The 10,567-nt window shown below is 60.1% G+C and carries 13 protein-coding genes; 6 read left to right on the top strand and 7 right to left on the bottom strand.

What is annotated here, in order from left to right:
* Both ACRXB1_RS20220 and ACRXB1_RS20215 read right to left on the bottom strand, forming a co-directional pair.
* Nucleotides 1-1,268, bottom strand: a 1,268-nt coding sequence (locus ACRXB1_RS20220) for an MFS transporter (protein ID WP_449493004.1), incomplete at its 3' end; no start/stop codon positions are given.
* A 10-nt stretch (nucleotides 1,269-1,278) separates the two neighbouring features.
* Nucleotides 1,279-2,151, bottom strand: a complete 873-nt coding sequence (locus ACRXB1_RS20215) for a helix-turn-helix domain-containing protein (protein WP_449493003.1) — start codon at nucleotides 2,149-2,151, stop codon at nucleotides 1,279-1,281.
* Nucleotides 2,152-2,338: 187 nt separating this feature from the next.
* Here ACRXB1_RS20215 and ACRXB1_RS20210 point away from each other — a divergent pair, with 187 nt between their 5' ends.
* Both ACRXB1_RS20210 and ACRXB1_RS20205 read left to right on the top strand, forming a co-directional pair.
* Entirely contained in the window at nucleotides 2,339-3,229 is an 891-nt protein-coding gene (locus tag ACRXB1_RS20210) for an NmrA family NAD(P)-binding protein (protein WP_449493002.1), read from the top strand.
* Entirely contained in the window at nucleotides 3,230-3,364 is a 135-nt protein-coding gene (locus ACRXB1_RS20205) for a hypothetical protein (protein WP_375507610.1), read from the top strand.
* A gap of 36 nt (nucleotides 3,365-3,400) precedes the next feature.
* Here ACRXB1_RS20205 and ACRXB1_RS20200 read toward each other — a convergent pair whose 3' ends face one another.
* On the bottom strand, nucleotides 3,401-3,544 hold the full coding sequence (locus ACRXB1_RS20200) for a hypothetical protein (RefSeq protein WP_449493001.1): 144 nt from the start codon (nucleotides 3,542-3,544) through the stop codon (nucleotides 3,401-3,403).
* On the bottom strand, nucleotides 3,520-4,314 hold the full coding sequence (locus tag ACRXB1_RS20195) for a glycerophosphodiester phosphodiesterase family protein (protein WP_449493000.1): 795 nt from the start codon (nucleotides 4,312-4,314) through the stop codon (nucleotides 3,520-3,522). Before ACRXB1_RS20195 ends, ACRXB1_RS20200 begins: the two co-directional genes overlap by 25 nt.
* A gap of 222 nt (nucleotides 4,315-4,536) precedes the next feature.
* Between ACRXB1_RS20195 and ACRXB1_RS20190 the strand changes: the two genes are divergently transcribed.
* On the top strand, nucleotides 4,537-4,998 hold the full coding sequence (locus ACRXB1_RS20190) for an MEKHLA domain-containing protein (RefSeq protein WP_075358380.1): 462 nt from the start codon (nucleotides 4,537-4,539) through the stop codon (nucleotides 4,996-4,998).
* 248 nt (nucleotides 4,999-5,246) lie between these two features.
* Here ACRXB1_RS20190 and ACRXB1_RS20185 read toward each other — a convergent pair whose 3' ends face one another.
* Nucleotides 5,247-5,573 (bottom strand): hypothetical protein, encoded by a 327-nt coding sequence (locus tag ACRXB1_RS20185; protein WP_449492999.1) that lies wholly within the window; start codon nucleotides 5,571-5,573, stop codon nucleotides 5,247-5,249.
* Between the two features lie 177 nt (nucleotides 5,574-5,750).
* Between ACRXB1_RS20185 and ACRXB1_RS20180 the strand changes: the two genes are divergently transcribed.
* From ACRXB1_RS20180 to ACRXB1_RS20170, 3 genes are all read left to right on the top strand, one after another.
* The gene (locus ACRXB1_RS20180; protein ID WP_236873627.1) at nucleotides 5,751-7,226 is read left to right on the top strand and encodes an aminotransferase-like domain-containing protein; all 1,476 of its coding nucleotides are present in this window, start codon (nucleotides 5,751-5,753) and stop codon (nucleotides 7,224-7,226) included.
* 418 nt (nucleotides 7,227-7,644) lie between these two features.
* Nucleotides 7,645-8,349: an MgtC/SapB family protein gene (locus ACRXB1_RS20175; protein WP_449492998.1), complete on the top strand. Its 705-nt coding sequence runs from the start codon at nucleotides 7,645-7,647 to the stop codon at nucleotides 8,347-8,349.
* 475 nt (nucleotides 8,350-8,824) lie between these two features.
* Nucleotides 8,825-9,106, top strand: a complete 282-nt coding sequence (locus ACRXB1_RS20170) for a DUF4148 domain-containing protein (protein WP_062002054.1) — start codon at nucleotides 8,825-8,827, stop codon at nucleotides 9,104-9,106.
* Nucleotides 9,107-9,177: 71 nt separating this feature from the next.
* Here the strand turns inward: ACRXB1_RS20170 and ACRXB1_RS20165 are convergent, their stop codons facing one another.
* Both ACRXB1_RS20165 and ACRXB1_RS20160 read right to left on the bottom strand, forming a co-directional pair.
* Nucleotides 9,178-10,044 (bottom strand): MIP/aquaporin family protein, encoded by an 867-nt coding sequence (locus tag ACRXB1_RS20165; RefSeq protein WP_449492997.1) that lies wholly within the window; start codon nucleotides 10,042-10,044, stop codon nucleotides 9,178-9,180.
* 73 nt (nucleotides 10,045-10,117) lie between these two features.
* Nucleotides 10,118-10,567, bottom strand: a 450-nt coding sequence (locus tag ACRXB1_RS20160; protein ID WP_449492996.1) for an FGGY-family carbohydrate kinase, incomplete at its 5' end; no start/stop codon positions are given.

The raw sequence follows: 10,567 nt of genomic DNA, 5'->3' as shown, positions 1-10,567 counted from the left end.
TACTGGTTCAGCCCGACGGGGCCCGGCCCAACGGGGCCCGTCGGGCTGAACCAGTAAGCAATCGCGCCGATCACGAGCGGCACGGCTGTGACCAGAAACAAGCGCGAAAACAAGTCCGCGCTCGATAACCCCGCATGACGCGCATGCTCCGCGATCATTCCGAAGATGCTGCTTGCCAGCGCCACGCCCAGGAACACGAGGCTGTTCAGCAACCCGAGGCCAAGCCCGAGTTTCGCGGGCGCGATGATGCCGCGCGCTTGCGACATCACGAGCGGATGAATCGCGCCTACTGACAGCAGCAGGCAGATCGCGCCGACACTGATGACCGGGCTTTGCGCAGGTGTCGATGCCAGCACGAGCGCGGCACACACGCCGGCCGCAAGCCATCCGAGCGTCAGCGTTCTCGGCGCCATTCGCCGCACGAGCAGCGGAATGGAGAAGGACGCTGCGATCCCCGCAACACTCGTGATGGTCATGGCATTGCCCCGGGCGATGACGTCGAAGCCGAATACATCGGCGAGATAGGGGCCGCCCCATGACGTACGAAACGTCGCGCCCACCGACATGGCAAGACATACGGGCATCAAGGTCCACATGCCTTTCTTGTTGCCCGATGCTGCCGCTGCTCCGGCCGCGCGAACCGCGTAGGAAGCGCTATGTTCACGACGACGCACGAAAAACATGATGCCGAGCGTCGCGATCAGCATGAACATCGCCGATAACCCCATCACCGGCCGCCATCCATAAACCGATGTTGCGCGGCTCAGCGGAAACGCCGCCAGCAAGCCGCCGATCATGCCGACTGCACTCGCTGTAGTAACCGCGGTAACCGCGCGAACGCTGCGCGGACTGCCGCCTTCGCTATTGCGCAGCACGTGGTTCAGCAAACCCATGAAGACCGGCGCGCATCCGAGCCCGATTCCCGCCTGTGCGACGATCGCGAGAACGGGATCCTCGGTCACGGATAACAAAGCGACGCTCACCGTACCGATGCTCATCAGCACGGCCGTCGGATAACGCACTCCGAAGCGGTCGAAGAGTATGCCGACGGGAATCTGCGCCGCCGCGAAGACGAGAAAAAACGCGCCCGAGAACCAGCCGAACATTTGCGGCGTGAAGTGAAAATCACCGATGAGCTGCGTCGAGATCACCGCCACATAGCTGCGGAAAAACTGGCTGAGCACGTAACTGAAGGTGAGCGCCCACAGGCCGAAATCGGCGTTGTACGCGGATGTCGATGCGCGGGATGTGTTCTCGATATCGCTCATTCGCAAATGGTCATGCTTCCCCGCGAGCCTTCGCGATTTCGCGCGGCGTGAGTCCAAGCAGACGGTTCATCCAGTGCGCCATATGGCTTTGATGCGCGAAACCCGTATCGAGCGCGATCTGGCTGGTGCTGAGTTTGCCTTGCATCAGCAGCGCCTTTGCTCGTTCCACGCGCCGTTCAATGACATATCGATGCACGGGCAAACCGAGCGTTTCGCGAAACAAGACCTTGAAATGCGGAACGCTGAGCTGCGCGAGCGCGGCGAGGTCACCCAGCGTCAGGCGCTGATCCAGATTGTCTTCAATGAACTCGACGATCCTCGCCGTCGTTTTCGGCGCCAGTGTGCGGCGCTTGTTCTCGAGCGCTGCGCTCGTCACGCCGCCATCGACAAGACGCACGACCATCGCGGTGCAGAGGCTTTCGGCATACAACGGGTCGGAGCAATCGTCGGCTTCGAGTTCGGCGCGCAACGCCCAGGCGAGATGCTGGAAACGTGGATCGCGCATCTGAAGCTGCGGACGAATCTGCGCACGACTCGGGCGCAGGTCGAGTTGTTCCAGCGTTCTGCCGGCAAACGGCTCGCTTATCCAGATGCTCAGGATCGTGCAGTCGGATTCGTCCGTCCATTGACCTTCGAGTCCTGCCGGGATCACGTCGGCATCGCCGTGCGCCTGCACGCGCGAAAGCCGGTATTCGCTCGTGACGCAACGCGCCACGACCGGTGGCCCGACATGGACGCCGACCCTGTGATGCGGCATCGCGGGAATCCGATGCACACCTGCCGATACACCGAGCAGCGCCGCGCCAAAACCAGTCCAGCCGCGGTCCTTGCTGGAGCGCAGATTGACCCGCGAACTATTGGGTTGCGGCGTTGCTGTGTTCATGACGACTCCTTGAGCGAGAGGCAGGCTGCATTGTGCGTGGTTTTCCGCGGGTTTGCTTGATAGTTGAAGCCATGATGCAAGGCATAAAACAATCATCCGGATCTGCGCATTGTCATCCATGCGTGCGCGCCATGAATGCCGTTCTTTCCTACGATGCCAGCATTCAGGCAAACAAACGGAGCGCCGCATGATCGTGATTTTTGGAGCATCGGGAAACGTGGGAAAGGCGACGGCGGCTGCATTGCGCGGCGCGGGGCATGCGGTCCGGGCGGTGGTCAGGAACGAGCAACAGGGCGCGGATCTGGCGCAACTCGGATGTGAAATTGCACTCGCCGACTTGCTGGACCGAGCGTCGGTTTCGAACGTGCTTCGCGGCGCCGACGCGGTGCAGATCCTTTGCCCGGTGCCAATCGGCGACCCGCATCCGGCCGCTTCCATGCATCGCATGATCGACATGACCGTCGAGGCCTTGCGCGCCAATCCACCGTCGCGGGTCCTTGCGTTGTCCGACTACGGCGCGGAGCTGGAAAGCGGCACGGGCATCACCATGCTTTTTCACGCGCTGGAAAACCAGTTGAAGCCGGTGATGCAAAACCTGACGCTGTTGCGTGCCGCCGAGCACATGCAGAACTGGGCGCGGGTGCTGCCGGTGGTTTTATCGACGGGGATCTTGCCTTCATTGCATCATCCGCTGAGCAAACGCTTTCCGACGGTCGCCGCTCAGGACGTCGGGCGGCTTGCGGCGCAACTGCTGCTCGATCACGGCTACGCCGACGGGCTGCGCACGGTGAGCGTGGAAGGTCCCCAACGCGTCAGCGCACTCGATGTCGCCCGCACGCTGAGCGAAGTCATCGGCCGGGAGATCAAAGCGCACGAGCTGCCGCGGGAACAATGGACGCCAACGCTGCAACGCGCTGGCTTGAGCGCGGACCACGCAAAGCTCATAACGGAGCTGTACGACACGCACAACGCGGGCCATATCGACGTCGAGGCGCGCAGCGAACTGCGTTTCGTCACGACGGAATTATCCGAAGTGCTGGCTTCGATCCTGCCTTCGAACGCAACGGCAGCGCGTTAAATGCGCAAGCAATCCATGCCTGCACGCATGTGCCTCGCCGTTGTGATCGTGTTTGCCGGATGGCTTGGCGGCCGCGGGTTGCAACGCGTGATCGACGCCATTCCTGATAGCAACGATGACTTCATCTTCTTTTGATTCGGCCGCGTCCCGATGAAAGGCGAACCACGGGTTTTAGCGCGGCGTCTTTTCCACACGCATCGCGCGCGGTGAATTTGTCATGACCGCATCGATTCCCAGATTCGTCGCCGTTGCGTATGCTTCGGCCGAGTCCACGCCGAACACCACGATCTTCACATCCCGTTCGTCCTGAAGCATTTCACGGCGGCGGGCGTCCACCATTTGGCGTAGACCCTTGACACGCCGGTCCCAAGCGCAAAGCGCTCGACTATTTCGACCTGTCTGCGCAACTCGATACCCACCCAGCTTCCGGCGGGCGGCGGGTTGTCGCAGGTACCGCCCAGCGAGAGGTTGAGCAGACGGTCTCGCGTCGCATCGCGCGTTTCGAACACTTGCGCGTTCGGGTAAGACCTCATTTTCTGGATGGCTTCTGCGTCGGTGGAATAAAGGCGCACGCGCGACCACGCGTTGGACTCCTCAAGAATTCGTGCGACGGCGAGCACGAGGGGCGCGACCGGCGTTTGTTTCATGTCGAGCATGATCGGCACGGACGCAGGAACAGTTTTCAACGCTTCTTGCAGAGTGGGGATACGCAGCGGCGTGTGACGATATGGGTAAGTGATCTTGCCCGACGCGTCTTTCGACTCGAACGAATAACCCGCGTTGAGTTTTTTTATCTTGCCTAGTGTGATGTCGTCAATATGCCCACGCCCATCCGTCAGTTCGCGAAGATCGCCGGGGCGGTACAGCACTGGAACGCCGTCTCTCGTCACCTGCACGGTCATCCACAATACATCTGCGCCGTTATCGAGCGCTGCGTGAAATGCCTGAAGGGTATTCTCAGGCATGTCGCCAGCACCGCCCCGATGCGCGACGATCAAAGGGGCCGCGAGCGCCACCGTTGCCGGCAGTGCGGTCAATACAAAAAGCGCGGCTGCGTTCATGAGTTTGAAAGTGACTGGTTTCATTATTTTGTCGTCCGAACAAATAAATTGATTTGTTATCCAGAACAAATATTTCAGATGAGCCAAGGACACTATAGTCCTTTCACTGTGAAGCAAGGGCTGATTGTCAAGACTTTATATTGAGATGGAAAATGCGGTTTTCGATTCGCAACTTCTGGCTGCCAGAGCATTTTTCCAAGGGTGCGCAATAATGTAGGCGGAGAAACCTCTTGGCGGACTTGACCCATGACAACGTTGTTAGCCCTCGATCCCGATTTCTGCAAGTTGCTCGTCAGCAGCCATCTTCGCGTTGTCGGTACACCTTTGATCGATCAGAATGCATTGCAGGAAGATGCCGCTCGGTGGCTATACGAAGACGCGCCGTTTTGCGTCGTCGCACATGACACCGACGCGGACCCGCGCTTCGTGTACGCAAATCGCGCGGCACAAAAGTGCTTCGAGTACTCATGGAGCGAATTTACAGCGTTGCGTTCGCGTTTGTCGGCTGAACATCCTGATCGCGACGAGCGCGACGCCTTGCTGGAATCGGTACGCACCAAGGGCTATGCAAGCGGTTACCGCGGCCTCCGCATTGCAAAGTCGGGCAGGCGGTTCTGGATCGAGAACGTGACGGTCTGGAACCTGATCGATGATGACGGTGTGTATCGCGGGCAGGCGGCGACCTATCGTCAATGGAAGGACGTTTGACTGGGCGGCGAGGCCAACTTGCCAGGCGTTGATCTGAAATTGGCAATGGCAGTCTTGCACTCGCCAGCAACAGCCGACGAGCACAAGCGGCGGATATTACCTGCTAGTTCCGCCAACCGACCGCTTCGGCAAAGCGCGATCGGTTCGCAAGATGTTTGGTCGCCGAGTGCCGTAAGGACGCGTCGCATGTCGGTGTTGCGCCGGCCGCATCTCGCGCGCATCAAAGTATTCCGGGCATTGGCTGGGCGCTAAGCCTTGGCACACGACGGGCGGGTTTTCTCCTTGAGCCACGCGCGAAACTTTTCGATGGATATGCCGATGCCGTCGGGTTTCTCAAGCAAGCCCACGACCGCTGTATCCCCGACCGGATCGACTTCGACCCAGGCGTTGCAGGAAATGACATGAGCATCGCCTTCTTCAAGACCGACGCAAACGCGAGGCCATAAATCCATGAGCCAGTCGAGCGAAGGATCGCGATACGTCAAACGCACCGCGCCGTGCACTGCAACGAACTGCGTTCCCGCGCGTTGACGGCTGGCGTGGATCTCACCGGAATGCAAATGGACGGTCTTCATGACATAAGCTCGCTAAAGGCTTGAACACCTTCGAGCTTATTGGCCGCCACGCTTGTGCGACAGACTCAGCGCGGTAGAATCTGTTGCGCAACAGATCATGATTCGTTGATCTGTATCCGTTAATAATTGGCGCGTCTGTATCTGGCGCACGCACTCGCGCACCGGCAGCATGAGCACATGACCACGTCTTCAGACATTCTGCCGCGCGACCTCCCAATGGCAGGCGAGCCGCTCTACGAGCGCCTTGCCGAGCATTATCGCCGGGTGATCACGTCCGGAACGCTGGCGCCGGGCGATCGCATGCCTTCGGTGCGGGTGCTGATGACACGGCATCACGTCAGTCTCTCCACGGCGCTTCAAGTGTTCCGCCGGCTCGAGGACGCGGGCTGGCTGCAAGCGAAACCGCGTTCAGGGTATTTCGTGCGAAGGCGCACGAGTCCGTCCTTACCTTGCGTGGATGAACCGGCTAATACCGCATCACCCGGCGAGGCGCACTTTGTCGGGTTGCATGAATCCATATCGAAGGTCATTGCGTTGGCGCAGCAATATCCTGACGCGTTGAATCTGGGTGGGGCGACTGCCGCGGCCGCGCTTTATCCCACAGCGCGCCTGCAAGCACTCACCATCAAACTCCTGCGCCAGAAACCGACGCTGCTCACCGAGTCCGGGCGTGATTCCGGCGGCGCGTCATTCAGGCAAGCCGTTGCCAGGAGAGCGCTTTCTTCCGGGGTGGTGGTGTCGCCGGAAGAGGTGGTCGTCACCAACGGCGGCGTGGAAGCGGTGAATCTCGCGCTGCGCGCGGTCACGCAGGCCGGCGATACGGTTGCCATCGAATCACCGGCGTTCTTCGGTGTCTTGCAGATTATCGAGAGTCTTGGGCTCCGGGCGCTTGAAATATCCACCAGCCCGTCCACGGGGATATCCATCGAAGCGCTGGAAATGGCATTTCGTGCTTATGGAAATATCAAGGCGCTGGTCGTCGTGCCGCATTTGCAAAATCCGCTTGGCTGCAATATGCCCGATGACCGCAAGGTCGAGCTTGTGCGACTCTGCGCTCAGCACAAGGTCGCGCTGATCGAGGACGATCCCTACCGCGAACTGCTCGATGAACCCGACCAGCACAAACCCCTTAAAGCGTGGGACAAAAGCGGCGGGGTGATTCATTGCGTGTCGCTGAACAAGGTGCTGGCGCCCGGCATGCGGCTGGGATGGATGTCTGCCGGCCGATGGCACGAACGCGTGAAGATGCTTAAGTTTTCTCAAAGCCGGAACAATGAAGCCTTGTCCCAGTTGGTCGCTGCCGAGTTCATGGGTTCAGGGGCCTATGACCGGCATCTGTTTCAACTGCGTGAGCGCCTCGTGACTCAACGGATTGCGACCGCGGAAGCCATTGCGCGGTATTTTCCATCCGGTACACGGCTGAGCGCGCCGGCGGGCGGCGTTCTGCTATGGGTGGAATTGCCTTCGGGTACGGACTCGGAACGTCTTTTCGAAGCTGCGCTCGCGGAAGGGATTCGCATCGCGCCAGGGACCATATTCTCGAACTCGCGGCGCTTTGCCTCCTTCATTCGCTTGAGTTGCCCGCAACCCTTCGATCAGACCCTGGACGACGCGTTCCAGCGTCTCGGACGACTGGCCCTGGAAGCGCATTAGCTGTCGCGCTTCTCGCGTGTTTCGCCATTCGATCGCAGGCCTGGAATTTCCTGGGGCCTCACAATCAAGGTTGACGTGCCGCTTCGCGGCTGCCTAAAATCCGGGCATCGTAAAAATTGGGGCTGACGCCTTGGACACTTGCAGTAATCGACCTTCGAAGTATCTCGCTGCCTGACCGGCAGGACCCACGCTTTTATCTCGAGCCGCCGTCCTGCCAGCAGGCAGACGGTGCGCGTCTTCATACCTCGCCCGTGTACTTTCTATCTGCGCGTTTATTTGGCGCAGTGATCAGCCACGTTCCGGGCATTGGTTTGCCCGCTGTCATTTGACTGTCATACGCAGTCAATACGGTGGCGCTGGGTCCGCGTTGCCGCGGACCGGGAATACCCGCGCGACAATACAAGTTAAAGAATCGCTCATGTTGGATTATCTTCTCCCTCTCCTCGCGGCATTGGCCTGTGGCATCGGCATTGGTCTTGAAAGACAAATGCGCCAGCGCACCGCCGGACTTCGCACCATCACGCTCGTCACGTGCGGTGCGTGCCTGTTCGTGCTGCTCGGCGCGATGACCGGTAACGGCACGACCACCCTTACGCAGATCGCGGCGTACGTGGTGTCCGGTGTCGGCTTCCTTGGTGGCGGCGTCATCATGCGCGAGCGGGGTGCTATCCAGGGCATCAATACGGCGGCTACGTTATGGTGTTCCGCTGCGGTGGGCGTGCTGTGCGGCGCGGGACACTATGGTCCGGCGCTTGCGGGAACGGCGGTGATCCTTTTCATCAACACCGTGCTGCGAGAAGTGGGGCGTGCCATCAATACCGCGCCGGTCGCGTCCGCCGATCTTTTGCGCAAGTACGTGCTGACCGTCGTTTGCCGTGAGCAGGACGAGGTGAATGTCCGCGCGCTCATCACCAATTCCATGGTGTCTGCACCGTTGTCGTTTCAGGGGCTGAGCAGTCGCGATATAGACGATGAATCCAGACGCGTCGAGGTCATTGCCACGCTTGAAACGCACCCGAAGTTTCAATCGAAAGTCGAAGCGGTTGCGAGCCGGCTCAGCATGGACAAAGGGGTCTCGAGTGTGAGCTGGGCAGGGCTCGATACGGTTCCGGTGACCGACTGACTCCAGCGAATAGACCACGGCATGCGTTTTGAAAGAATGAATCGGTAGTATCAGTCCGACGATGTCGCCATTGGTGCGTGACATCCGGGCGCAGACTTTTTCGAGCGCCGCCTCACATTCTTCAAGGTTGCGGATGAGCACTTACGTGTTGTTGGCTTGCGGGTTTGGAATCGGACTGTCGATAGCAATCTGGGGCATCTTCGACGCGCGCAAACACTCGCGGCGTGAATCGGCAGACGATAAGCGCTGACGCGTTGATCGCCCCGCGCTGAGCACTGCACCGCGATTACAGATCCCTTGTTTCAAGCCTTCATCTGCCGCAACATGGCGTCCTTGTCATTTTGGCGTCAGCATCAGGTCAGCGTGAGTCCCTCAGAATCGAGTCATGGTCATCGCGGGTTGAATAGCGCATGACCGTGGGCTTCTTTCGCGCCGAACGAAGCCGCACGTTTCATTCGCATAGAGGCAGACCATCATGAAAACACTTATCTACGCAACGCTGGCCGTTGCATTGGCTACGCCTGTTGTGTCGTTTGCGCAAACGGCCGAGCCGGTTACCCGTGCGGAAGTACGCGCAGATCTGGTCCAGCTTGAAAGCGCGGGGTATCGGCCGGTTTCGCAGGACGCTACTTACCCGTCGGATATCCAGGCCGCTGAAGCGCGTGTACACGCCGGTAATGGCTCAAGCGCCTATGGCGGTGTATCGGACACGGGAACATCCGTGTCTCCGGTCAGCAGCCCCGCCGGCAATCAGTGACCGGCATTGATTGAATTGGCGCCAAACGGATCGACGTTCGGCGCCAGATCCTCAGACCGCCGAGGACACGCTCAAGTGCGTTGTCCTTGAGCGGCAGCATTGTCGCGTTTTTCCAGGGGCATCGCTTTCGCCTTTGTTCTGGCCGGCAGGAAGGGATAGATAAGCAACTGATAAGCCCCGCCGCCAATCACACCGCCAAGCAAGGGCGCAGCCACCGGAATCCACCAGTAGTTGTCGGGCGACGGCAGCGCCGACGATCCCCAGCCTGCAAAGTAGGCGAACAGTCGCGGACCGAGATCGCGTGCGGGGTTCATGGCCCATGCTTCGAGATATCCCATCGATGAACCCAGGATCGCTACCAGCAGGCCGATCATGAGCGCGCCCGAATTGGCTTGCGGCGCCATTTCGTTGAACTGCTCGGTAATCGCGAAGATGCCGAAGAGCAGCAGCGCAGTGAGAATGACCTCGTTGGAGAACGCGTGCATGGGCGTGACCGCCAGGCCCGGATGCGTAAAGAACACCCCGGCGGCCCCGCCTTCCGCCCTCGTCAGATGATGCGTCAGGTTGTAATGGTCGATGACCGGTCCGAACAATGCATACACGATCACCGCGCCAAGAATGCCGCCAAGCAGTTGCGCCGCCCAGTAAGGCACGACCTTCTTCCACGAAAAGCCGCGGAACAAGGCAAGCGCAAGCGTGACTGCCGGGTTTGCATGCGTGCCGGATATCGACCCCGTGACATAGATGGCAAGCGTGACCGCCAGTCCCCACGAGATGCAGACGCCCCAATATGCGTTCGCGTAAGGGCTCGGGTCATAGAGGGTGTACATGCACGCGACGGAATCACCAAACGCGATGACGATGAAAACCGCGACCGCCTCGGAAATTAGTTCTCCGATGCATTGCTTTTTCGTGAAGGGTATTGAGGTAGAGGACACTAGAGATTGCTCCGGGAAAGATGAATGCAGTGGCTGTCATCCGGGCGATCCGCTCACCCGGATGAAGGCAGGGTCAGGACGCGTCAGCCCAGACCTTGGCGGCGTCCACCGCGCGATGCCACCCCTGCATGTGACGCCTGACGTCTTCGGCAGGAAGGGCCGCCGAGAAACGCCGGTCGAGCTTCCACTGGCTCTGCAACTCATCCACATCTTTCCAGTACCCCACGGCGAGCCCGGCAAGATAGGCCGCGCCGAGTGCGGTCGTCTCGCTGATTTGCGGGCGCACCACATCGACACCGAGGATATCGGCCTGGAATTGCATCAGCAGGTCATTGGCCACGGCTCCCCCGTCCACGCGCAATTCCCCGATGCGCATGCCGGAGTCGGCTTCCATGGCCTTCAATACATCGATTGACTGATACGCGATGCTCTCCAGCGCCGCGCGCGCAAGGTGTGCAGAGGTCGTGCCGCGCGGCGCGCCGGACAAGATCGGAAGAGCACACGGCTGCGCTCCAGTCGCCGC

The sequence above is a fragment of the Caballeronia sp. M23-90 genome (assembly GCF_053574605.1).
The sequence above is the reverse complement of the archived record's forward strand: the minus strand, read 5'-3'. Positions and strand labels throughout refer to the sequence as shown.